A 23,468-nucleotide genomic window follows, 5' to 3' on the forward strand; every position below is an offset into this window, starting at 1 on the left:
CGAGCCGTCAGGCGAGGAGGTGGCATGAGCGAGGTCGCGACGATCTGCTCGGAACTACTGCGGATCGACACCACCAACGACGGGTCCGGCGACGGGCCGGGCGAGCGGCGGGCCGCCGAATACGTGGCGTCCCTGCTCGCCGAGGTCGGCATCGAGCCGATGGTGTTCGAGTCGGCGCCGCGCCGCACCAGCGTGGTGGCGCGCATCCCCGGCGACAGCCCCGACGCGCTGCTCCTGCACGGGCACCTCGACGTCGTGCCCGCCGACCCGGCCGAATGGCGTACGCACCCGTTCTCCGGGGAGATCGAGGACGGCTGCGTGCACGGCCGGGGCGCGGTCGACATGAAGGGCACGCTCGCCATGACCCTCGCCTGGGCCCGCGAGAACGCGCGCAGGGGCGTGCGCCCCAGGCGCGACCTCGTGCTGGCGTTCCTCGCCGACGAGGAGTCGACCGGCGAGTACGGCGCGGGCCACGCGGTCGAGCGGCACCGCGACCTGTTCGAGGGCTGCACGGAGGCGATCAGCGAGTCCGGCGGCTTCTCCTGGTATGAGGGCGACGTCCGCATCTACCCGGTGGCCGTCGGGGAGCGCGGCACCGCCTGGATGCGCCTGACCGCCCGCGGCGTGCCCGGTCACGGCTCCAAGCCCGCCGTGGACAACCCCGTCGCGGAGCTCGCCCGGGCCCTCGCCCGCCTCGCCGACCATTCCTGGCCCGTACGGCTGACGCCCGAGGTGGCCCGGCTGATCGACGAGCTGGCGCGGGCGCTCGGCCGGCCGATCGACGTCGACCGGCTGGAGGAGGAGATCGAGCGGATTCCCCGCGCGGCAGCCCTGTTCAAGGGCGTGCTGCGCAACTCGGCCAACCCGACCATGCTCGACGCGGGATACAAGGTCAACGTCATCCCCGGCACGGCCGAGGCCCACGTCGACGGCCGGTTCCTGCCGGGGCAGCGCGACGAGTTCCTGGAGACCGTCGACCGGCTGCTCGGGCCGAAGGTCACCCGCGAGTTCGTCAGCTTCGAGGAGGCCGTCTCCTCCCCCGCCGAGGGCCTGTTCGACGAGCTCACCGCCGCCCTGCTCGCCGAGGACCCCAGCGGCAGGCCGGTGCCGTACGTCATGACCGGCGGCACCGACGCCAAGTGGTTCGCCAGGATCGGCATCAGGGGGTACGGCTTCGCGCCGCTGCTGCTGCCGCCGGACCTCGACTACTTCGGCATGTTCCACGGTCTCGACGAGCGCGTTCCGGTCGAGGGCCTGGAGTTCGGCGTCCGCGTCCTCGACCGGCTGCTCGTCGCGCCTTCGTAGAAACGCTCAGCCCTGGTAGAAGGCCAGGTCAACCCCGGAGACGCTGTGCCGGACGAGGGCGAACCCGCCCAGGCCGGCATGCGCGGCGACCTGGGCGGCGACCGCCTCGCTCAGGCAGACCAGGCCGGGAGCGGCGAGGTCCTGGGCCATCTTGGATGCCTGGTTCACGGGCGCGCCGGCCACATCGCGGCCGCCGTCCGGCGTCCGCCCGGACAGCACCGGCCCGCTGTCCAGCCCGATGCGGCAGGTCATCCCGGCCTCGGCCAGGGCGGCGCGCAGTTCCAGGGCGAAGGGCACGGCGGGGCCGGGATCGTCGAACAGGTAGATGGCCAGCGGACCCGCGACCTTGACCTCGACGGCGCCCTCCGCGGGCAGGAGGCGCAGGCCCAGCTCCCGCATGCGGGCCGACAGGTCCAGCCCGCTCAGGAGCGCGACCTCGGGAACGTCTTTCCCCGTCCCGGCCTCGCCGCGCTCGGCCAGGACCACCGTCCGCACCCGCAGGTGCTTTTCCGCGAGCGCCGCGGCGAGCCCGGCGTCCTGCGGGTCGAGACGGAGCAGGTCCTCGTAGAAGGCCGCCGGATAGGGAATGGGGTACCACCCGTCGGGGGGTGCCGCGTCGCCGGCGCGCGGGCCGTCAAGCACCCGGTAGACGGCGCCCAGAGGCCCGTCCTGCCCGCCGTGCCCGTCCTTGCGGCGCAGGACGAAGCCGTGGTCCGCGGGCAGCCGCTCGGCCACCGCCTCCGTGATCGCGATCTCGCCGCCCTCGGTGTGGTTCTCCGCGAGGTGCTCGATCGCGTCGGCCTCGGCGCCGTACAGGCCGCCATCCAGGCCGTAGTAGTCGCCGTGGTGGACGCCGATGCCGACGCGGATCCGGCAGGTGCGCCCGATCTCGTCCTGCGCCCGCAGCAGCGCCGACAGCAGCAATCCCGCGTCGGTCGTGGCGGGATGGAACATCTGGGCGTTGTCGGCCGCCCAGACGCCCACGGCCCGGCCGCCCGCGCCGGTCCCGTACGCGTGCAGGACGCGTTTCGGGCCGTCGATGAGCGCCAGCACCTCCAGCAGTCCGAGGCTGCGGCTCAATTTGGTCAGCCCGGCCGAGTCGGACACCACGCTGTATCCGGTCGTGACGTGCGCGCCGAGCAGGCGTCGGCGGCGGTGCGGCCGCTCGCCCGCCACCGCTCCACCAGCGTCAGCGGCAGGCCCGGGGCCGCGTCCCTGGCGAGGTCGAAGGCACCCGGATCGTGCCGGGTCATCGGAGTGTCGGGGGTCACACGCGAACGCTACTATCCGCTCACGGATAGTAGCGCTCGGTTATTCGGCTGAAGTTGGAGCTGCCGGATTGAGTCTTCCCGCAGGCCGGCTGACAGGAGTCACGGGCTGGTGCAGGTGGCGGTGGGCGTGGCCGCGCTGCCGTTGGCGGTGAAGCCGAAGGTGGTGGACGAGCCGGCCGCGATCGAGCCGTTGTAGGCGGCGTTGCGGACCGTCACGGAGGAGCCGGACACGCTCTGCGTGCCGTTCCACAGGCTGCTGATGGTCTGCCCGCTCGGCCAGGTCCACTTCACGGTCCAGCCGTCGACCGGCGCGCTGCCCGCCCGTACGGTCACCGTCGACTGGAACCCGCCCGGCCAGCTGTTGGTCGTCTCGATCGTCGCTGAGCACGCCCCGCCGACCGGCGGAGTCGGCGAGGAGTCCGGCGACGGCGACGGCGTGCTGCTCGGAGAGGGTGACGGTGACGGTGACGGTGACGGAGTCGAGCCGCCGGGGGGCAGGAGGGTGATGGTGAAGGTGTCGTCGACGGTGGTGTGCGGGAGGTTGACCGTGGTGGCGTTGCCGGACAGGGTCGCCACGGTGTTTTGGACGGTGACCGGACCGGTGACGGCGCCGCCGTTGTTGTAGGGGATGCGTTCGACGAGGACGCGGACCTGGTTGTTCTGCACGATGTCGGTGGTGGTGTCCAGGCGCTGCAGGGTGACGGCGATGTTGCCGGTGGTGCGGCCGCCGCCGATGAGGATTTTGGCGGTTCCGCTTGTCTTGGTGGCGAAGGCGTCGTAGTTGGAGCTGGGGGTGACCGAGGCGATCTGCCCGGTCTGGGAGCCGTAGAAGCGGTAGACCCACCATTCGCCCTTGGGCTGGTATTGGCCGGAGGAGTTGTGGGTGAGGAGGTTGGCCAGGTCGTTGTGCAGGTTGCTCCCGCCGGCCCAGTTGGCGCGCAGGCCGTCGGCCCCGGCCCGCTCGAGCCGGGCGATGTACCAGGCGCCGTCGGCGGGGTTCTGCTCGTTGGAGGCGCCGTATTCGTTGATCTGGTAGGGGCGGGGGTGGGCGATGCCCCGCGAATCGAGAGTGGTGTTGGCGGTGGCCACGTTGGCCACCGGGTCGCCGGGCAGGGAGTGCCAGCTGACGATGTCGGGGACGAGGTTGTTGGCCTTGACGTAGTCGAGGTACTGGGTCCACCAGCCGCCGGTGGACGGTACGCCCGCGAAGCTGGGGCCCACGATCAGGTGGGAGGGGAACGCGGCCCGGATGCGCTGGTAGGCGCGTTTCCACATCTCGAAGTACTGCGACTGGGGGCGGTTCCAGAACAGGGTGATGTTGGGCTCGTTCCACAGGTCCCACTGGACCGGTGCGCCGGTGGCCCGCACGTCGTCGATCAGGCGGGTGAGGAAGGCGTCGTAGTCGCTCCAGTTGCCGTTGTCGCCCGGGAAGCGCGAGATCGGGTAGCCGTCGGCGCCCCACAGGTCATGCACCAGCAGCACGAACTGTCCGCCCAGCGACCGGGTGCGCAGCAACTGGGCGCGGGTGGCGTTCCACCGCCGGTCGTACTTGCCCGACACCCAGCCGCCGGGGCTGTCGAGCTGCGCGCCGCCGGCGCGCATGTACCGGAACTTCACATCGGTGAAGTAGTTGTCCGGCGGATTGGCACCGTTCTCCGTCATGCCGTAGATCCACCCCGACGCCCGATACGTCGGGGAACCACCCGCGACCGAGAAGTCGACGGTGATGGACTCATCGGCCGCCTGGGCCGGCACTGCCGTGCTGAGGACGGACCCGGCGACCAGCGCCGCCGCGGACAAGAGGGCGGCCAGACCACGGCGGCGCCTATGCCGCCAACTGAATGCGATGTTCACTCATGACTCCTTCGACGGGGGGGGTGGGAGATCGCAGGACGAGCCGGGGCGTTGTCCTGAAGACTGTGGCGTCGCCGCAGGTCTTATCGAATCGGTTCGCGCTAGCGCGGCAATGAGAGCGAGCAGGAGCCGGATCCGGTGGATTCGGCTCGGCCCGGGGGCCCCTGCCGATCACCACCGACCCCGGCAGGAGGGCGCTCGCGGACCAGTGTGGAAACCTCGGCGAAACCCTGTCAAGGCACTGACGAATCGTTTCGATGGTGCGGACCTGGACCTCATTCCTGTCGGCCTGCGGCGACGGAGGTCCTGAAGCCGGATCGTCTCGGCGGCAGGCGTTGAAATTTTCATCTCCGCGCCTCGCAGATGATCGGGATCCCGCCCTGGTGGAAGCGGATGGACATGCCTCGGCGGGCCGACGGCCGAGGCGGTGGGCAGCCCGCCCCTTGACGGGACTCCTGCCCGTCGTATTTGCTCCGCCGCACCACCACATCGTCCATGCGGAAGAATCGATTCGACAGAAATTCCTGTCAGCGCTAACAGAAATCAGCGATCACGTTCACGCACCCGGGAGTATCGGATGAAGGTCCCTCGCCTGCGGCTCATCGTCTCCGGCTACCCCTCCGACGCGGCCGAGAACGCCGTACAGGCCGACGTCGTCGCCGCCGGCTACCGCTAGAGAGGGGACTCAGCGCAGGCGGGGGTCGAGGGCGTCGCGCACCACGTCGCCGAGCATGAGGAAGCTCAGCACGGTCGCGGTGAGGAACAGCGCGGGGAAGACCAGCAGGTGGGGGTGCTCGGCGAAGAACGTCTGGGCGATGTTCAGCTGCAGGCCCCACGACACGTCGGGATACTGCAGGCCGACGCCGAGGTAGTCGAGGGTCGCCTCCCCCGCGATGACGTTCCCGACGTTCAGCATGGCCACGACGATGACCGGCGCGACGGAGTTGGGCAGGATGTGCCGCACCATCAGCCTGCGGTCGCTCGCGCCCAGCATGCGGGCCGCGGCGACGAAGTCCATGTCCTTGACGGCGATGACCTGGCCGCGCATCAGCCGGGTCATGGTCGTCCAGCCGAGCAGCACGAGGACCAGCGTCATCGCCCATATCCCGTGGTCGGGGAAGGCGACGAGCACGACGGTCGCGCCCAGCACGAACGGGATGCCGAAGAACACGTCGGTGAGCCGGGAGATGACCGCGTCGGCGACGCCCCCGTAGTAGCCGCCCACCAGCCCCAGCAGGATGGAGATCAGCATGGCGAAGACGGTGACCGAGACGCCGACCACGATGGACGCCCGGGTGCCGTGCACGACCTGCGACCAGTAGTCGCAGCCCTGCAGGTCGTACCCGAACAGCGCGCCGCTCGCCGGGCCGCGCTTCGACATGCGCAGGTCGCAGGCCTCGTTGGGGCCGAGGTGGGCGAACAGCCCGGGGAAGGCCGCCATCGCCACGGCCACCAGCAGGACGGCCGCGGAGAACCAGAACACCGCCCGGCCGCGCAGTTCCAGCCAGGCGTCACGCGCGAGCACGGCGGATCCTCGGGTCGAGTACGCCGTACAGCAGGTCGACGGCCAGGTTGGCGAGAATGAAGATCATGACGAGCAGGGTGACGACGCCGACGACGACGGGACCCTCCTGGAGCTGGATGGACTGGAACACCTGCTGGCCGATGCCGGGCAGGTTGAAGATGCCCTCGGTGACGACCGCCCCGGCCATGAGGTTGCCGAAGTCGACACCGAGGTAGGTCACGACCGGGATGAGCGAGTTGCGCAGCGCGTGCAGCCCCACCACCCGCCGCCGGGACAGTCCCTTCGCGGTCGCCGTGCGGACGTAGTCGGCGCGCAGGTTCTCCACGAGGGAGGTGCGGGTGAGCCTGGCCACGTACGCCAGGCCGAACGAGCCGAGGACCATGCCGGGCAGCAGGTAACTGCCCGGCCAGCCCTCGTCGGTCCCCGCGGTCGGGAACAGCCCCAGGTTGAGGCCCAGCACGATCTGGGCCGTGTAGCCGACGACGAACACCGGGACCGCGATGACGAACGTGGTGCCGGCGAGGACCGCCGTGTCGGCGGCCCCGCCGCGGCGCAGCCCGGCCAGGACGCCGAGGCCGATGCCCACGACGAGCTCGAAGACCCAGGCGGTCAGCGCGAGCTGCGCGGTGACCGCCCACCGGTCCTGGAGGAGCTCGCTCACCGGCTGGCCGGTGAAGGTCTCCCCCAGGTCCCCCTGGAACACCCCGAGCATGTAGCGGCCGTACTGCACCAGCAGGGGGTCGTCCAGGTGGTAGCGCGCCCGCATGACCGCGAGCACCTGCGCGGGCACCGGCTTGTCGCCCGCGAGCGCCAGGATCGGGTCGCCCGGCAGCGCGAACACCATCGCGTAGATCAGGAAGGTGGTCGCGAAGAACACCGGGATCGCCTGGGCCAGGCGCTGCGCGGCGTACCTCACCCTTGTGTCACCCCTGCTTCACGGTGATCGTGTACAGGTTCTTGCCGTACGGGGTCACGTCGACGCCGCTGAGCCGGCTGGTGAAGCCGATCTGGTTCTGCCAGTTCCACAGCGGGATCATCGGCATCTCGGCCAGCGCGACGTCCTCGGCCTTCTGGTAAAGCGGCAGGCTCGCGTCCAGGCTGGGCGCCGAGTTCGCCTGCTTGATCAGGTCGTCGAACTCCTTGTTCTCCCAGCCCATCCGGTTGCCCGCACCCCACATGTACTCGAGGTAGTCCTGCGGGCTCGGGTAGTCCATGACCCAGTTGTTGCGGTACGGACCGTCCTCCTTGCGCTGGCGCAGGGTCGACAGGTAGTCGGCGGCCGGGATCTTGCGGAACTTGATGTCCGAGATGCCGAGGTTCTGCTTCAGCTGGTTGGCGACGGCGGTCATCCACTGCTCGTAGCTCGGGTCGGCGTTGGAGAACCACAGGTTCAGCGTGCCGCTGAAGCCGCCGGCCTGGTCGAACAGCGCCTTGGCCTTGGCCGGGTCGTACGTGCACGCCTCGCCGCAGGCGTTCTCCCGGTAGCCGGGCACCAGCGGCGCAAGCAGCGACGCCATCGGCTTGAACGCGCCGTCGTAGACCGCGTCCACGATGGCCTGCCGGTCGATGGCCATGGAGAACGCCTTGCGCAGGTCGGGGTTGGCGAACCGCTTGTCGAAGGTCGGGAAGCCCAGGTAGTCCATCGTGCCGTCGGGGGTCTGCACGAAGCGGTCGCCGAGCAGCTTCTTCGCCTCGCCCGTGCTGGCCGGCGGGACCGTCGTCATCAGGTCCACCCGGCCGGCCCGCAGGTCGGTCCACGCCGTGTCGCGGCTGGCGTAGATCTTGAAGGTGACGCCGTCCGCCTTGGGCTTGCGCTCGCCCGCGTACGAGGGAGACCGCTTGATCGTGATCTGCTTGTTGTGCTCCCACGCGCCGTCGAGCACGAACGGCCCGTTGCCGACCGGGGCCTGGTCGAACGCCTTGAGGTCGGTGAACGCCGCCTTCGGCATCGGCGCGAACGCGATGTAGGCGAGCGTGATCGGGAACTGGCTGAACGGCGCGGTGAGCGTCACCTCGAGCGTGGTGTCGTCCACCACCTTGAGGCCGCTCATCTTGTCCGTGGACGGGTCGCCCTTCTCGGGGTTGAGCTTGTCATAGCCCTCGATGTTGGCGAAGTAGTAGTTGTTGGTCCAGCCGTTGGGGCCGTAGGCCGTGGCGTTCCAGGAATCGGCGAAGCTCTGCGCGGTGACCGGCTCGCCGTTGCTGAACTTCTGCCCCGGCTTGAACTTGATCGTCCAGACCTTCTGGTCGGTGCTGCTCACCGACTCGGCCGCCCGCATCACGGGCTTGCCACTGGCGGCGTCGATGGAGACCGGAGTCTCGAAGAGCGTGTCCAGCACCGTGATCGAATAGTCGCTGGAGGTGTTGCCCGGGGTGAGATGATCGGGTTCCGTCAGCGCGACGGAGAACGTGTTCGCCTCCTTGCCGCCACCCTGGGACGACGATCCTCCCCCGCACCCGCCGCTCAGCATGATGGCCGCCACAGCGAGGGCGGCCGCCCGGCTTCTCGTGACCCTCACTGGTCCTCCGCCTCTCCGTCGTATTGCGGGTGAGGGTAGGAAACGGGGCCGCCGACTGCATCGGAGACTTTACGTATTCCTTGCGCAACCTTTACCCGGCAGGCTGAGCATGGAGGATCCATGGATGCAATCAGCCTCAACGCGCGGAGCCTGCACGCCGTCGCCGAACTGGGCTTCCAGGTGGCCCGGCAGGGGGCGCACGGGGCGATGACCGCGCTGGGCGAGGTCATCCCCGTGGAGGCCTACGAGTTCGTGGCGTTCGACCCGGCGACCGGCCGGCACCGTTCACTGGTGTCGGCGGGGTACACGCGGGTGGACGACGACGCCGCGGAGGAGTACGCCCGGCTCGACGCCTACCGCCGGGCCATGTCGCTGCGCACCCCCGTCGTCATGGGCTCCCCCGGCACCGAGCGCTACTTCCGCCGCCACCTGGAGCCGTACGGCTGGCGCGCGGGGATCACGACGCCGCTGTTCCTGACCGGCGGGCGCTACACCGGGCTGCTGCACCTCAGCTCCCGCGCGGACCTGCCGCCCGAGGCGCCCGCGGTGATCAGCGCGGTCTCCCCCGCCCTGGCCCACCTCACCGACGTGACCCGCTGCGTCATCGACCCGCTCGGCCTGCCGCCCGGCTTCCATGCCGTGGCGTACGAACGGGGCGGGCGGCGCAGGGACGTGGCCGGATGGCCCGCGTCGGAGGCGCTCACGGCCGAGCCGGCGATGGCGGAGCTGGCCAGGGCGTTCATCGACTCCCGCGAGCTGTCGCGCCGGGGGCTGTGGCTGGACGGCACCGGCCAGTGGCGCGAGCTGCGCCTCCACCGGGCCGGCGTGGGCTTCCACGGCTCCATCCAGGGCGCGGTCATCGCCGAGCGCCCGTGCGCCCTGCCGTACGATCTGACCTCGCGCGAGATCGAGGTGCTCACCCGGGTCGCGCAGGGCGACTCCAACCCGCAGATCGCCGCCGCGCTCGTCCTGAGCGTGCGCACCGTGACCACCCATCTGGAGCACATCTTCGCCAAGCTGGGCTGCGACAGCCGTACGCGTCTGACCACGAAGGTTCTCGCCGAGGGGCTGTGCCGGCTCGACATCCCGTAATGATCGCCCTCGCGGGACGCGCCGAGGCCGGGTCCGACATTATTGGCCCATGTCGGTTCACGAGCGTCGGCGGCTCCCCACGGGCTTGGAGCTGCTGTTCGGCGACGGCGGCGACGGCCGGGTGCTGTCCGTCGACCTGCCGTCCGGGTCCCTCGTGTGGCCGGACCCCGACTACGACAGGCTGCGCACCCATCACCGCCCCTCGTTCTGGCTGAGCGACGAGCCGGTGCCGGCCGGGCTGTGGGCCCGGCTCCGCGCCGAGCACCCCCGGTCGGGCCTGTGGCCGGTGCTGCTGGAGGACGGCGTGCAGCCCTGGTCGGCCGGGCAGATCGCGCCGGACTCGCCCGGCCAGGTCGACTACTACAGCGCGGCCGGGTTCATGGCCGAGGCGTGGCAGGACCTGCTGCTGGGCCATGAGGCGTACCTCGCGCCGTTCGGGACCGAGTGCCCGGGGATCGCGCCGCCCGCCGCGCTCGTGGCCGACCCCGACGTGGTCGCCGACTGGTACGCGGACGTGGTGGCCGAGCGGATGACGCCGCTGGGGCTCGTCGCGGTGAACCGCGGCGCCGACGCCTTGGTCGCGATGGGCTGGCAGGGGGCGCTGCACCACAACGAGTGGACCGTGCCCCTGGCGGCCGTGGTGCGCAGCTGGGAGGAGCGGTTCGGGGCGCGGGTGGTCGGCATGGGGTTCAACACGCTGGACCTCAGCGTCGCCGCGCCGCCCGCCACCCCCGCGCACGCGCTGCACGTGGCGGCCGAGCACTGGACGTTCTGCCCCGACAGCATCCTGCAGGGCCCGGGCACGCTGGCCGACTACGCCGAGCAGATCGTGGGCCAGAACGCCTGGTCGTTCTGGTGGGATTGAGGCGATACTTACACAGGCACGCGATAATGACCAAAAACGACTGTGAGCGAGGGAGGCGGTTTGGGCGGCACGGAGCTGGGCGGGGGCGAACGGCCCGTCAAGGTGGCGGGCTTCAACACCGGCACCGCGAACATCGCCCGGATGAGCGACTACCTGCTCGGAGGCAAGGACAACTTCGCCGCGGACCGGAAGTTCGCCGAGCAGCTGATGACCATCGCGCCCGAGGTCAAGACGATGGCCGTGGACACCCGCGAGTTCCTGGAGCGGGTGGTGCGCTTCCTCGTCGAGCAGGGCGTGCGGCAGTTCCTCAACGTGGCGTCCGGGCTGCCGACCCGGCGCAACACCCACGAGGTCGCCCAGGAGCTCGCGCCCGACGCCCGCGTCGTGTACGTCGACGACGACCCGGTGGTGCTCAACCACGCGCGGGCCGTGCTCGCCCGCAACCCCGGCACCGGGGTGGTCGACGGCTCCATCCTGCGCCCGGCGGAGATGCTCGCCGACCCCGAGATGCTCCGGCTCATCGACTTCGAGCAGCCGGTCGGGGTGCTGATCCCGGCCCGGCTGCAGTACCTCCCCGACGCCACCGAGCCGTACAAGTGCGTGGCCCACGTGCGCGACCACCTCACCCCGGGCAGCTACCTGGCCATCGGTCACGCCGTCTTCGACAGCCGTCCCGAGCTGGCCGCGCCGATCGTCGATCTGTTCCGGCAGATCGTGCCGCAGGCCGACGACGCGCCGCGAGACCGGGAGAAGGTGCTGCGCTTCTTCGACGGCACAGAACTCGTCGATCCCGGCCTCGTCTACATCCGTCAGTGGCGGCCGGAGGTCCCGCAGAGCACCGGGCAGGCCCAGCGGGTGTGGATCGTCGGCGGCGTCGGCCAGGTGCTGTGACGACCTACCGGATGAGCACGCACGAGGGGGTGCCCACCGCCAGCGCCTGAGCGGTCGGCTCGGGCAGCCCGTCCTTGAGCGCCAGCACGGCGACGGAATCGGACCGCTGGTTGGCGACGTAGAGGCGGTCGCCGTCGATCGCGAAGTGGCGTGGCCAGCTTCCGCCCGACGGCACTTCGGCCGTCATCGTGAGGCGGGGCCCGTCCACCTCGAAGACGGCCAGGGTGTCCGGCCCGCGGTTGGCGACGTACAGGTGGCGGCCGTCGGCGGACAGCGCGATGTGAGAGGGCAGGTTCTCCCCCCCGCTCTCCACCCCGCTCTCCACCACGGCGCCGCTCGCCCGCACCACGCCCACCTCGCGCCACTCGCCGTCGTAGACGCGCACGGTGCCGTCGAGCTCGCCGGTGACGTACCAGTGGCCCTCGCGGTGCAGGAAGTGCCGCGGGCCGCTGCCGGAGGCCAGCCGTACGGGGCCTTCCGGATGCGGGCGCATGCCCGGCAGGAAGCGGCGCACCTCGTCGGTGCCGAGGTCGGTCACGTACAGCACGCCGCCGGGCCCGAAGACCGCCTGGTGCGCGTGCGGGCCCTCCTGCCGGTCCGGGTGGGGGCCGCGGCCCTCGTGCGGAAACGTCAGCGGGCCGGGCTCGGGCATCCCGTCCTCACCCAGCCGGTAGGCCGTGACGGTCCCGTCGCCGTAGTTGGCGATCGCCAGCCACCGGCCCTCGGGGTCGAGCGCCAGGTGGCACGGCAGCGAGCCGCCGCTGGGGTGCTCGGCCAGGAGCCGGGGGGTGGGCTCGTCGGCGAAGACCGCGAGCCCCCCGTCCGCGGCGCGTTCGAGCACGGCGTACAGCAGCGGCAGCCGCGGGTGCGCGGCGACGAACGACGGCCCGGACGCGGTCGTCTCTGCCACCGCCTCCAGCCGCCCGTCCGCGTGCGCCCGAGCCACCGTCAGGCCGGGGCCCGACCCCTCCGTGTCGGGGGTGTATCCGCCGATCACCAGACCGGGTCGGGACATTCGCGCTCCAAAGGCTCAGATCGTCGGGATATCGCATGGTATCGGCCAGACGGGGGCCGGGTGGACGACCGCGACGGGGCAAGGGGCGCGCCGCAGCAGGCCCTGCCCGACCGAACCGAGCAGCCGGGCCCCCGTTCTGTGCGCACCCACGACGAGCAGCCGCGCCTCCCGGGCGCACGCCACCAGGGCGGGCAGCGCCGGCGCCTCGACGACCCTGGTCCCGATCGCGGGCCGGGCCCGGCAGCGCAGCCGCCACGGCTCGACGATCCGCGCCAGCGCCCGCTCGCCCTCCGGCTCACGCCCTCCCGTGGCGTACACCACGGTCAGCGGCAGCGACCTGCCGCGGGCGACCTCCACGGCGAAGCGCAGGGCGGAGTCCGCCTCGGGACCGGCCGGCCGCGCCGCGTCGATCCCCACCACCACCCCGCCGGCGGGCGGCGCGGACGCCGGCGCGCCGACCACGACGACCGGGCAGGCGGCGTGCGCCGCCGCGTACGCACTGACCGAGCCGCGCAGCAGCCCGGCCAGCCCACGCACGCTCCGGTGGCCCAGGACCAGCATCGCGGCGTTCGCGCTGAGGCTGACCAGTGTGTCCTTGGGGTCTCCCCGCACGAGCACGGGGCGGACCTCGCGGCCCGGCAGCAGGCGTTCGGCCAGCCGTACCCCCTCGAACAGCCGCAGACCCGCCAGGCGGCGCTCCTCGGCGGCGACGGCCTCGGCGCGCTCCGGGTAGGGGCCGTCCCACACCTGGCACACCGTGACGCCCGCACGGCGGCGGGCCCGGCACTCCGCCGCGGCCCACTCGATCGCGGCCCGGCTCTGCCGTGTGCCGTCGTAGGCGACCACGATCTCCTGCTTCATCTCACTCACGCGGCCCGCGCCGCGTGCGCAGAGCGCACCCCATGTCACCAGCAGATCACCCGGGCCGCGGCGGCGACGCCGGGCGAAAGCCACCGGCCCACGGGACCTTCGGCCCGCCCGCGGCTTAGCGTAGAGACATGATTCGGGTGTTCCTGGTTGACGACCACGAGGTCGTGCGGCGTGGTGTGGCGGCGTTGCTGGACGCCGAGGACGACATCGAGGTCGTCGGCGAGGCGGGGACGGCCGAGTCGGCCGTGGCCCGCATCCCCGCGCTGAAGCCGGATGTGGCGGTGCTCGACGTGCGCCTGCCCGACGGCGACGGGGTGGACGTGTGCCGTGAGGTGCGCTCGAAGCTGCCCGGCCTGGCCTGCCTGATGCTGACCTCCTACGCCGACGACGAGGCGCTGTTCAACGCGGTCATGGCCGGGGCGGCCGGCTATGTGCTCAAGCAGATCCACGGCTCGGACCTGGTCGGCGCGGTGCGCACGGTGGCCGGCGGACAGTCGCTGCTCGACCCGCAGACCACGGCCGCGATGCTGCACCGGCTGCGCGACCAGGCCACGAAGAAGGACCCGCTGGCCGCGCTGTCGGACCAGGAGCGGCAGATCCTGGAGCTGATCGGCGAGGGCCTGACCAACCGCCAGATCGGCGAGCGGATGTTCCTGGCCGAGAAGACGGTCAAGAACTACGTGTCCAACCTGCTGAGCAAGCTCGACATGCAGCGCCGCACCCAGGCCGCCGCGCTCGCCGCCCGCCTCAAGGCCGGCCGCCAGGACTGAGCCGCCAGGATCGGGCCGGGCGACGCGCCCGCACAGGGTAATCATCCGGGCCGGAGTGTCTCAGGACGCCGGCGAGACCCGAGCGATACGGGCATATGCCCTATGTCGCTTATATCCAACTGGCGCATGGGCAGGTGGTTGCCAGGTGTCTCGTCACTGCGCGGACGTCTTCAGAACCGATCTCGTCTCGGCGGTCCGGCGGCTTGCGGTGGCCGCGCTCGTCGTCTCGCTGGCCGGCCTCGCCGTTCCGGAATCGGCGGACGCGGCCTCCGCTCCGCTGCGCCGCAAACCGCACGCGGCCGCGGCCGCCGCGAAAAAGGCGGCGGCCCGTGCGAAGGCGGCGGCCCGGGCGGAGGCTGCGGCCCGTGCGGAGGCGAAGGCCAGGCCCAGGCCCGGCCCGCGCGGTTATCAAGTGGCCCGAGGCGGGCGGACCAGCGCCAGGCAGGACAGGTCGGGCCGCGGCAGGAACATCCTGAACCTCAACGGCGTCTACACGCCCTCGCTCCTGAGCGGCCCGCAGTCGACCGCCGTCACGTCCGCCGGGAAGATCACCAGCCAGGGCGCGTACTGCGCCCCCGGCAGCCGCTCCTGCAACATCTCGCAGAACATGAGGTGATCAGCCCAGCGGGACGCTCCACTCCAGTCGGGCGCCGCCGGCCTCAGGGGAGGTGAGGGTGAGGGCGCCGCCGAGTCGTTCGGCGCGGTCGGCGAGGTTGCGCAGGCCGCTGCGGCGGCCCTCGGCCGGGATGCCGACGCCGTTGTCCTCCACCACGAGGGTCAGCCGCCCGTCCCCGGCGTGGACGGCGACGTCGGCGCGGGTGGCCTTGGCGTGGCGGACGAGGTTCGACAGGGCCTCGCGCAGGACGGCGAGCAGGTGTTCCGCGACCTGTGCGGGCACATCGTTGTCGAGCCGGCCCTCCAGGCTCAGGCCGGGCATGAAGCCCAGGTGCCCGCGGGCGCCCTCGACCAGATCGACGACCTGGGCGCGCAGGCTGGGCGAGGCGTCCTCGCGCGGGGTCTGCAGGGCGAAGATGGTCGAGCGGATCTGCCGGATGGTGGTGTCCAGCTCGTCGATGGCGGTCTGCAGCCGGGAGGAGGCCTCCGGCCGCTCGACCAGGCGGACGGCGCTCATCAGCGTCATGGCCACGGCGAACAGGCGCTGGATGACCACGTCGTGCAGGTCCTTGGCGATGCGGTCGCGGTCTTCCAGCAGGCCGAGCCGCTCGGCGTCGCGGCGGGTCTCGGCCAGCTCCAGCGCGACGGCCGCCTGCCCGGCGAAGGCGTGCAGCGTGCGCAGCTCCGACTGGCTGAACGGCATCCGCCCCGGGCGTTTGACCAGGGCCAGCACCCCGCGTACGGCCCCGGCCGCGCCCAGCGGCACGGCCGCCACCGGGCCCGGGTCCACGTCGCCGGCGAGATGGACGTCCCCGCCGGCGGGGTCGTCCAGCATGAGAGGCTCGCCGCTCAGGAACGCCCGGCCCGACAGCGAGCCCTCGATCGGGACGTCGCCGTCCTGCGGCACGCCGCCCTCAAGGGCACCGTCCTCCAGCGCCACCTGCAGGGTGTCGCCGCCCTTGCGCGGCAGCAGGATCGCCACGGCGTCGGCGTCGGCCATCTCGCGGGCGCGCCGGGCGATGAGGGTGAGGACCTCCTGCGGCTCGCCGCCGGACAGCAGCCGGGTGGTGATGTCCGAGGACGCCTGCAACCAGGTCTCGCGGCGGCGGCTCTCCTCATACAGACGGGCGTTCTCGACCGCCACTCCGGCGGCGGTGGCCAGGGCGACCACGATCGCCTCGTCGTCCTCGTCGAAGCTCCCGCCGCCGCGCTTCTCGGTGAGGTAGAGGTTGCCGAACACCTCCTCGCGCACCCGGACCGGCACCCCCAGGAAACTGCCCATGGGCGGATGGCCGGGCGGGAAGCCGTAGGACTCGGGATGCTGGGAGATGTCGGTCAGCCGCAGCGTCTGCGGCTCCTTGATCAGCAGGCCGAGCAGGCCCAGCCCGTGCGGCCAGTGCTCGATCCTGGCGATCTCCTCCTCGCTCAGCCCCACCGGCACGAACTGGATGAGCGTGTTCTCCTCCCCGATCACACCCATCGCGCCGTACGTCGCGTCCACCAGCGTCGTGGCGGTGGCCACGATGCGCCGCAGCACGACCTCCAGATCGAGGTCGCTGCCGATCGACACGACCGCCTCCAACAGCGCGTGCACCCGATCCCGGGTGGCCAGCACCGCCTCCAGACGCGACTGCAACTCCGCCAGCAGATCATCCAATCGCATGCTGGGAATCAGCGACCGCGGCTCGTTCTCCGTCATAGTGCAGAAGTCTGGCAGCATGGGGGCCCGGTGGGCGCGGGGGTCCGGTGCGCCTTCAGATGCGGGGACGGCGCCACCTCTGGTCGGCCGCCGCCCAGGCGGCCTCCCATTCGCGGTAGCGCCTGCGATCCAGCCGGTGACGCGCGAGCGCGAAGCAGGCCCAGGCCAGGACGGCGGCGCTCGCGACGACGCCGGCGGCGGCCAGTCCCGCCCTCGTCACCGTCTCGGCCCGCTGCGGCGGCGGCGCGGCCGGCCTGCCCGCGGCGTCCACCCACAGCCGCGCGTCCGCCGGGCCGTCCCGCAGGAGGAGCGCCGCCGGAACCACGCCCGCGCGGACCTCACCGGATGGCAGCGTCCACCGCGCCGGGATCGCCGCGGGCAGACCGCGGCCGTTGGCCGGCACTGCGGACGTGTCCCCGATCGAAGTGGCCTCGACCAGGGTGGCCTCGACCAGCTGCCGTGTCCCAGGCCCGACCCGCTCGGCCGCGACACCGTCGTCGTACACGGTACGAGCGGCCAGCGCCGCGGGCCACGCGGCGATCAGGACGGCGGCCAGCGCCGCCGCCGCGAGCGCCGCCTCGACCCGGTCGGAACGGCGGCGCAGCGGGTTGCGATCGGGCCGGTAGCGGCGTAACCGCGACACGACCCAGCGGACGATCGACCTCATCGCGCACCTCCTGTCGAGCCACAGGAGGTCCCACTTCCCCGGGCGGGCCCGTCCACGCCCGCCCAGATGGGCTCAGCTCGGCTTCGCCCGTGCTGTCGCGACGTTCCTCCGGGAGGTGAGGATTGGGCGGCGGCAGCGCATAGCGGGCGTCCAGGTGGCGCACGAGGCGTCGGCCCCTGGTTATGGGGTCGTGCTCGGCGGCACGGCCGCCGAATCAGTCCATCACGTCGGACGCGGCGCGGCGGACGCTCTCGCTCTCGTCGATGACGAACCCCAGCCGCATGATCATCTGAGGCGCCTCTCCCGAGCACAGATGCCTGCGGATGAACTCCCGCAACTCAGGCATCTCCAGTGCCTGTGTGTGGAAGGCGACGCTCACGCCGTACGCGGAGGCGTGCAGCAGCATCCGCTGCAGCGCCTCACCCGCGCGCAGCCAGTCCTCCCGGCCGTCGCCCGCGGTGGTGAGCAGCGCCACGAGGCCCGTCGAGGCGGACACCCGCTCGTCCGGCGCCATCCCCCACTCGTGGCCCCGGGCGTAGTCCCGCTGTGCGAAGTGCTGGGGCTGCGTGCGCCGGGGATCGGTCGGATAGCCCGCCGCGGGCACCCCGTCGCGGCGTGAACTGCCGGGCGGCCGGGCCCAGCGCATGAGTTCGAGGACGAACAAACGGTTCTGCGACTGCACGTCCTGGGCCGCACCGGTGAGCGCGGCGAGCACCCGTGCGGCGGCCTCCGCCCCGATCGGCATCAGGTGGCCGCCCTCGGCCGCCGCCTCCGCCACGAGCGAGTCGACCAGGCGGTCGGGCACCGGCAGAGCGGTGAACCCGGACCGGTGGGTGCGGCGGCGCTCGATCTCCGCATGCAACAGGCGGGTGTGCTCGCCGGGCTCCCGCCCCGGCCGCACGCGTACGGTGGCCAGCAGCAGCGGGCCCTCCGGATCGGGGAAGCGCCGCACCTGGGGCTCGTAGCCGAGGGCCTGCAGCGTGATTCGCACGTTGAACAGCGCGGCGCCGCAGCTGATCGTCATCTGCCGGCCGGTGGGGTCGGAGACCCGCAGCTTCCTGTCGGGGTCGGCGCGCAGGCAGATCTCGCCGCCGGAGACGCCGAACGACCAGGGCTGGGTGTTGTGGATCGAGGGCGCCCACAGGGCCGCTTCCACCGCCGTCCTCGCGGCCTGCACGATCCCTTCAGTGGTCCGAGTGTTCACGGTCTCCTCCCCTGCGGTCGGTCACAGCAATGGCGGGGCGATGAGCAGGTCGTCCACGAGGAAGGCGAGGTCGGCGTCCACCTCGACGACGCCCTCGACCCGGCGTACGGCGTGCAGCAGCGGCTTGATGTCCGACCTGCGGGGCACCTGTCCGTTGATCGCGACCACGCCGCCGGAGACGGTGATCCGGAGGTCGTCGGGGCCGAGGTTCAGCCGGGCGGCGACCTCCTCGATGTCGGCCAGGATGTCCTCCGCCGGGCGGACGAACACACGCAGCAGGTCGCCCTGGTGGACCGTCCCCACGATGCGGCCGGTCATGGCGTCGATCACGGGCAGCTGCTTGATGCGGTTGCGGTGCATCAGCCGGGCCGCGTCCCGCACGGACGTGCCGCCGGTGACTGTGATCGCGGGGCGCGTCATGATCTGGCCGGCCTTCGTGCCCGCCGCCTTCCGGTGCTCCTCACGCCTGCGGGGACCGTCGAGCACGCTCTCGCCCGGATCGATCTCCTTCAGCAGGATGTCGTCCTCCGACACCACCCCGACCGGGCGCCGGTCGGCGTCGATCACCGTGACGGCGCCCACCTTGAACCGCTGCATGGTGGCGACAAGGTCTGCGAACGACGCGTCCATCGGCACCGCGATGGCGACCTTGCCCATGACATCCTTCACTTTCGCCGTCATGACGACGCCTCCCATCTCTCAGTGCCCAGCGTGCCTCGCCGCGTCTTCCGAGGTCAGCGGTGAAGGTCCTGACCGCCCGGGACTTTCGGCCACCGATCGCGCCGTCCGGGGCACGGCATGGCGAAGGGCCCCACCGGTAGGGCCGTCCGTCCCTTCGCATCCGGCCCGTACGGCGGTGCGATGGGACTGGGAACGGCAGACGGCCGGGGAAGGAGCCGATCATGCACATGAAGGTGCGAGACGTCATGACGAGCGAGGTCGCCTCCGTCAACGGCAGCACGCCGTTCAGGGACGTGGCCGAGGTGCTCATCGCGCACGAGGTCAGCGCCGTGCCCGTCGTCGACGGTGAGGGCCACGTCGTCGGGGTCGTCTCCGAGGCCGACCTGCTGCGCAAGGAGGAGTTCCGCGAGCAGTTCTATCGCGAGGGCTACCGGCCGCCGCTACGCGCCCGCCTGCGCGAGGCCGTGGGGCACGGGGCCGCCAGGAGCCAGGAGCGGGCCCGTGGGGTGACCGCCGCCGAACTCATGTCCACCCCCGCGGTCACCACCCGGCCGTACACCAGCGTGGTCAGCGCGGCGCGGCAGATGAGCCAGCACGGCGTCAAACGCCTGCCCGTCGTGGACGACGAGGGCGTGCTCATGGGCATCATCAGCCGTCACGACCTGCTCAAGGTTCTCGCCCGCGCGGACGCCGACATCGCCCGCGAGGTACGGGAGGACGTCATCGAGAACTGCCTGTGGGCCGACCTGTCGGGCGTCGAGGTCTCGGTGTCGGAAGGCGTCGTGACGCTCACCGGCGCCCTGGAACGCCGCTCGCAGGCGCGGGTGCTCACGCGGATGGTCGAACGGACCAACGGCGTGATCGGGGTCGTCGACCGCCTGGAGTGGAAGGAGGAAGACGTCGGCCCCTGGGAAGGAGCCTGATCCCGGAGCCTGGGCTCATGTTCCCGGTTCATGTCGGGGGCTCCGGACCCTGATGTGGGCCGGGTGGTAGGTGAAGGCCCAGCGGTCGGTTCCGATCTTGCGGCGGGTGTAGCGGTCGGGGTGGCGGTAGCGGTCGCGGTTGTGGAACTGGCAGGCCGGTCCGAGCAGCTTCAGGTCGGTGAGCCCGCCGTTGCTCCAGTTGTCGGCGTGGTCGATCTGGCACATGGTGGCGGGCAGTGGGCAGCCGTCGATCCAGCAGGTGGCGTAACGGGCGAACACGGCCCTGCGTTGGGCGGGGGTGGCCAGGCGGACCTTGCGGCCCATGTCCAGCACCTGCCCCTCGGCGTCCATTACCAGGCGGACCAGGCTGCTGGTGCGGGCAAGGCGGTGCACGCTGGAGACCGGCAGCATCTGCCCGGTCGCCAGCAACACCCCCGGCGCCGCCCCCAGCAGCGCCCCCGGCAGCGTCCCTGGCGCTGTTCCCGGCGCTGTTCCCGGTGGCCTCCCTGGCACGCCCCACTCCGATCCCGGTGTCCCCGGCGCACACGAGCACCGCGCGTCGCCGCCGCACCCGCACCCGCCCTCGCCATGCCTCCGATGCTCGTGGCCGTGGTCCTCACACGTGCCCTGCACATGCCGGCAGTCCCCCGCAGGCCGATGCCCGGCGTGGGCGTGATGCGCAGCGGCGTCCCCGGGAGGAGGATCCGGCCGCGCTGCCTGCGAAGGTGAACCTGCATCTGCCCCGGCGTCACCGCAGTCGCCGCAGTCGCCGCAGTCGGCGGGGTCGGCGGGGTCGGCAGGATGGCACAGGCCCTCATCCTGGGCAGGTGCGGCAGCGCCGATGCTGCCCACGTCGCAGGGGCCGCCCATCTCGCCGAGGGCACTGCCACCGGCATCTTCGACGTCGCCGGGATCGTCAGCGCTTCCGATGTCGCCGGTGGCGCTGGTGCCTTCGCGGTCCCGGCCGTCCTCGTCGGCCTCGGCGCCCTCCGTGTCCTCGGCATTCTGGGCGTCTTCGGCGTCCTCGGCGTCCTGGGCGTCGTCAATGTCTTCGGGATGGTCGGGGCCGGGGTGGTCGGGGCCGGGGGCGGCGGGTTCGGGGTCGGCGGGTTCGGGGTCGGTGGGGAGGGATTCGGCGGTGACCAGGACCAGGAGCTCGGCGGCGACCTTCTGCTCCAGCAACGCGATGAACGCATCCGCCTGCCGGACCCGCAACGGCCGGTCATCGCCCTCCGCGCGCGGCTTGGCGTAGGCGTCCAACAGGGCCCGCAATCGGGCGGCCGCCTCACGCGGCAGATAGAACTCCCCCTCCACGCCCCCACCCCTGGTCGGGCGGACCCTCAAAAACCGCCGCCCGAAGTCGGCCCGCTCATCGCGGTCCTCACCGTCGGGGTCCAGCACCGCCCGTAGGTAGCGGCCCGCTTTGGCCACCTCCGCCGCACCCGCCTGACCCGCCAACTCCAGCAAAATCGACTCAGCCAACCCCGCATGCTCATCACTCAACTGCGCGGTAGCCGCGCAGATCGCCTCCACCACCCCCGCCGCCAACCCACCCTCGGCGAACTTCTCCCGCACCCGAGGCAGACGCGCCAACTCCACCGCCAACGTCAGCAGACGCCCAGCGCCCGCGACGCTCATCCCCCCAGCGGTACGCAACCAACTACGGGTCGAGGCATGCCCATGCCGCTTGGCCTGCCCCGCACCATGCACCCGCCCCACCCGATCCGCCAACGCGCACGTGATCCGATCCCGCGCAAACAGCAACTCCTCAGCCTCGGCAAGACAGACATCCACATCCTCCGGCACCGCCGCCAACGCCAACGCCTGCGCCGACTCACGCAGAGAACCCACCAACACCCACGACGACCGGCCCTTGTCCCGACCGGCACCGGCCCCACAACCACCGGCCCCACAACCACCGGCCCCACAACCACCGGCCCCACAACCACGGGCCCCACAACCACGGGCACCCGAGCCATGGGCACCACCGACACCACCGCCAGCGCCGCCAGCGCCGGCACCTGAGGCGCCAGCCCTGTCGGCGCCAGTGAAGGCGCCGGTGAAGGCATCGGCATGCGAGGTCGCAGACGCGCGGTTTCCGGCAGTGGCATTCGAATGCAGCCGAATTTGCTCGACGAGGCAATTCCACCTTTGTGTGACCCGAGGGTCCCGGCTCGGCTCACCAAAAAGCTCCCGAACGTGCTCGCCGCCGTAGGTCGCGCTTCCGGAGGACCAGAGGGGCGATCGGGATGTCAGCCGCTCCCACCAGTTCTCATCGGGAATGTTCGAACGACCGAGGCGGCCAGGATCGGCAAGCGGCGACTCCATGACACCTCCTCATGCTCATTCGAAAACCTGTATGAATTCTTTCACGCCCCGCTCACCCTACTCAACCGCGGAGGAAAATTAGATGGAGTCACAGACAGAAACGCAATTCGGGGCATAGACCCCTTTCGCCCGACTCCCTCGGTGACCCTCCGATTCCCGAGTCCCGGAATTCGCTCACGAATTCCGTCTCCCGCCCGTGCGCACGTGCCGCCCGCCGACGAGGGCAGCGCTGCCGGTCCCCGGCTCCTCTGTCACGTCCGCGGCTCGGGCAGCGCGAGACGGCGGTCCCGCGCCGCCCGGACGAGCGCGGCGGCGATTTCAGCGGCGGCGGAGGATGCCGCGACGCGGGCCTTCACCTGCGACGACGCCGGGTGCACCGGCGTCGCCACCCGGGCACGGCAGAGCGAATTCCGGAAAAGGTGGTTTCCGTCCTCCCATCGGCGGTAGCCCAGTAAGGGACCGACCAAGCGAGAGACAAGGAGAAGCACGTGATCACTCACGAGCAGATCCCCATGGTGCTCGACAACCCGGTCCACGACCCCAACGGTGACAAGATCGGCGAGGTCGCGCAGGTCTTCCTCGACGACGCGACCGGACGGCCGAAGTGGCTCTGCGTCAAGACGGGACTTCTCCACACCAAGGAGACCTTCGTCCCGCTGCACGACGCGAGCCTGACGGCCGATCATGTCGAGGTCCCGTACGACAAGGAGCACGTCAAGAACGCGCCAGACGTGGACCTGGACGCCGACGGGCACCTGTCGGCCGACCAGGAGCGTGAGCTCTACCGTCACTACGACATGGACTGGGACGGCGCCTGGGAACGCGCCAACCGGCCCGACAGCCTCGCCGGCTGGGCCGACAGCGCCGGGCGGCGCGAACGCGAACGGCTGGGGACCGGCGCCGACGATCCCGGCGACTACGCGGACTACGCCGTGACCCGCGGTGGGGAGCGGTACGGCACCGACGACCCGGCGCTCGGCTCCAGGGACCGGCTGGACGCCGAGATCCCCGGCACGCGACCGGGTGAGCCGCTGGCGCGGCGCGACCCCGAGACGCGGTCCGAGGAGCTGTTCGGCGGCGGCGACCCCTCGCGCACGTCGAGCGAGCGGTACGGCACCGAGGACCCGGCGGCCCGGTCACAGGAACGGTTCGGCACCGGCGATCCGTTGACCGGCGCCGGCGACCGGTTCGTCACCGACGAGGACGCCCGTGATCGGGACATCCGCCGCCGGGACATCCCCGGCCAGGACGAGCCGCGCCTGTAACCCGGACCAACCCGGACCAACCCGGCAGAAGCCGGGAAGCCGCTCGTCACCAGCCCCGTTGCCCCGGTGCGCCTCCGCCGCCGGGGCAACGGCATGCCCGGCCGCTTAC

General features: G+C 71.7%; 22 protein-coding genes. 9 read left to right on the forward strand and 13 right to left on the reverse strand.

The features are described 5' to 3' along the window. Positions 1-24: 24 nt before the first annotated feature. Positions 25-1,305 carry a M20/M25/M40 family metallo-hydrolase gene (locus FH610_RS04140; RefSeq protein WP_139572926.1) on the forward strand — a complete coding sequence of 427 codons (1,281 nt, stop codon included), beginning with the start codon at positions 25-27 and terminating at the stop codon, positions 1,303-1,305. Positions 1,306-1,311: 6 nt separating this feature from the next. Here the strand turns inward: FH610_RS04140 and FH610_RS04145 are convergent, their stop codons facing one another. After that, positions 1,312-2,481, reverse strand: coding sequence for a nucleotidyl cyclase domain-containing protein (locus FH610_RS04145; RefSeq protein ID WP_139572927.1), 1,170 nt, complete (start codon positions 2,479-2,481; stop codon positions 1,312-1,314). A gap of 194 nt (positions 2,482-2,675) precedes the next feature. Continuing rightward, positions 2,676-4,430 (reverse strand): cellulose-binding domain-containing protein, encoded by a 1,755-nt coding sequence (locus tag FH610_RS04150; RefSeq protein ID WP_139572928.1) that lies wholly within the window; start codon positions 4,428-4,430, stop codon positions 2,676-2,678. A 577-nt stretch (positions 4,431-5,007) separates the two neighbouring features. Between FH610_RS04150 and FH610_RS45090 the strand changes: the two genes are divergently transcribed. Continuing rightward, positions 5,008-5,106: an arabinofuranosidase catalytic domain-containing protein gene (locus FH610_RS45090; RefSeq protein ID WP_276607626.1), complete on the forward strand. Its 99-nt coding sequence runs from the start codon at positions 5,008-5,010 to the stop codon at positions 5,104-5,106. Positions 5,107-5,115: 9 nt separating this feature from the next. Here FH610_RS45090 and FH610_RS04155 read toward each other — a convergent pair whose 3' ends face one another. From FH610_RS04155 to FH610_RS04165, 3 genes are read right to left on the reverse strand one after another with little or no spacing between them, the layout of a single operon-like run. Next, positions 5,116-5,955: an ABC transporter permease gene (locus FH610_RS04155; protein ID WP_240808749.1), complete on the reverse strand. Its 840-nt coding sequence runs from the start codon at positions 5,953-5,955 to the stop codon at positions 5,116-5,118. Continuing rightward, positions 5,942-6,871: an ABC transporter permease gene (locus tag FH610_RS04160; protein ID WP_139572929.1), complete on the reverse strand. Its 930-nt coding sequence runs from the start codon at positions 6,869-6,871 to the stop codon at positions 5,942-5,944. Before FH610_RS04160 ends, FH610_RS04155 begins: the two co-directional genes overlap by 14 nt. A gap of 7 nt (positions 6,872-6,878) precedes the next feature. After that, entirely contained in the window at positions 6,879-8,474 is a 1,596-nt protein-coding gene (locus FH610_RS04165) for a peptide ABC transporter substrate-binding protein (RefSeq protein WP_139572930.1), read from the reverse strand. Positions 8,475-8,594: 120 nt separating this feature from the next. Between FH610_RS04165 and FH610_RS04170 the strand changes: the two genes are divergently transcribed. From FH610_RS04170 to FH610_RS04180, 3 genes are read left to right on the forward strand one after another with little or no spacing between them, the layout of a single operon-like run. Further along, entirely contained in the window at positions 8,595-9,566 is a 972-nt protein-coding gene (locus tag FH610_RS04170) for a LuxR C-terminal-related transcriptional regulator (protein ID WP_139572931.1), read from the forward strand. A gap of 49 nt (positions 9,567-9,615) precedes the next feature. Then, a complete protein-coding gene (locus tag FH610_RS04175) occupies positions 9,616-10,431 on the forward strand; it encodes a DUF4253 domain-containing protein (RefSeq protein WP_139572932.1) in 816 nt (271 codons plus the stop codon). 60 nt (positions 10,432-10,491) lie between these two features. Further along, positions 10,492-11,322, forward strand: coding sequence for an SAM-dependent methyltransferase (locus tag FH610_RS04180; RefSeq protein WP_240808750.1), 831 nt, complete (start codon positions 10,492-10,494; stop codon positions 11,320-11,322). A gap of 4 nt (positions 11,323-11,326) precedes the next feature. On the opposite strand, the gene FH610_RS04185 is transcribed toward FH610_RS04180, so the two are convergent. Beyond that, positions 11,327-12,337: a lactonase family protein gene (locus FH610_RS04185; protein WP_139572933.1), complete on the reverse strand. Its 1,011-nt coding sequence runs from the start codon at positions 12,335-12,337 to the stop codon at positions 11,327-11,329. A 15-nt stretch (positions 12,338-12,352) separates the two neighbouring features. Continuing rightward, positions 12,353-13,198, reverse strand: a complete 846-nt coding sequence (locus tag FH610_RS04190; RefSeq protein ID WP_240808783.1) for a universal stress protein — start codon at positions 13,196-13,198, stop codon at positions 12,353-12,355. Positions 13,199-13,335: 137 nt separating this feature from the next. Here FH610_RS04190 and FH610_RS04195 point away from each other — a divergent pair, with 137 nt between their 5' ends. Then, positions 13,336-13,977, forward strand: coding sequence for a response regulator transcription factor (locus FH610_RS04195; RefSeq protein WP_139572935.1), 642 nt, complete (start codon positions 13,336-13,338; stop codon positions 13,975-13,977). 145 nt (positions 13,978-14,122) lie between these two features. Further along, the gene (locus FH610_RS04200; protein ID WP_139572936.1) at positions 14,123-14,593 is read left to right on the forward strand and encodes a hypothetical protein; all 471 of its coding nucleotides are present in this window, start codon (positions 14,123-14,125) and stop codon (positions 14,591-14,593) included. Here the strand turns inward: FH610_RS04200 and FH610_RS04205 are convergent, their stop codons facing one another. The 4 genes from FH610_RS04205 to FH610_RS04220 form a co-directional block, all read right to left on the reverse strand. Further along, positions 14,594-16,291, reverse strand: coding sequence for a sensor histidine kinase (locus tag FH610_RS04205; protein ID WP_139572937.1), 1,698 nt, complete (start codon positions 16,289-16,291; stop codon positions 14,594-14,596). 55 nt (positions 16,292-16,346) lie between these two features. After that, positions 16,347-16,958 (reverse strand): Rv1733c family protein, encoded by a 612-nt coding sequence (locus tag FH610_RS04210; RefSeq protein ID WP_139572938.1) that lies wholly within the window; start codon positions 16,956-16,958, stop codon positions 16,347-16,349. Positions 16,959-17,172: 214 nt separating this feature from the next. Beyond that, positions 17,173-18,162 carry an Acg family FMN-binding oxidoreductase gene (locus tag FH610_RS04215; protein WP_139572939.1) on the reverse strand — a complete coding sequence of 330 codons (990 nt, stop codon included), beginning with the start codon at positions 18,160-18,162 and terminating at the stop codon, positions 17,173-17,175. A 21-nt stretch (positions 18,163-18,183) separates the two neighbouring features. Beyond that, complete coding sequence (locus FH610_RS04220) at positions 18,184-18,843, reverse strand: CBS domain-containing protein (protein ID WP_139572940.1); 660 nt, start codon at positions 18,841-18,843, stop codon at positions 18,184-18,186. A 221-nt stretch (positions 18,844-19,064) separates the two neighbouring features. On the opposite strand from FH610_RS04220, the gene FH610_RS04225 reads away from it, so the two are divergent. After that, positions 19,065-19,766: a CBS domain-containing protein gene (locus FH610_RS04225; protein WP_139572941.1), complete on the forward strand. Its 702-nt coding sequence runs from the start codon at positions 19,065-19,067 to the stop codon at positions 19,764-19,766. Positions 19,767-19,781: 15 nt separating this feature from the next. Here FH610_RS04225 and FH610_RS04230 read toward each other — a convergent pair whose 3' ends face one another. Together FH610_RS04230 and FH610_RS42705 are read right to left on the reverse strand one after the other, a co-directional pair. Next, positions 19,782-22,094, reverse strand: coding sequence for an HNH endonuclease signature motif containing protein (locus FH610_RS04230; RefSeq protein ID WP_240808751.1), 2,313 nt, complete (start codon positions 22,092-22,094; stop codon positions 19,782-19,784). A gap of 251 nt (positions 22,095-22,345) precedes the next feature. Beyond that, positions 22,346-22,483, reverse strand: a complete 138-nt coding sequence (locus FH610_RS42705; protein ID WP_161627910.1) for a hypothetical protein — start codon at positions 22,481-22,483, stop codon at positions 22,346-22,348. Positions 22,484-22,582: 99 nt separating this feature from the next. Between FH610_RS42705 and FH610_RS04240 the strand changes: the two genes are divergently transcribed. Beyond that, on the forward strand, positions 22,583-23,359 hold the full coding sequence (locus FH610_RS04240) for a PRC-barrel domain-containing protein (protein ID WP_139572944.1): 777 nt from the start codon (positions 22,583-22,585) through the stop codon (positions 23,357-23,359). The last annotated feature ends 109 nt before the right edge of the window (positions 23,360-23,468 follow it).

Origin of the sequence: Microbispora catharanthi, assembly GCF_006334915.2 — a bacterium.
In the GTDB taxonomy this organism is placed as follows: domain Bacteria; phylum Actinomycetota; class Actinomycetes; order Streptosporangiales; family Streptosporangiaceae; genus Microbispora; species Microbispora catharanthi.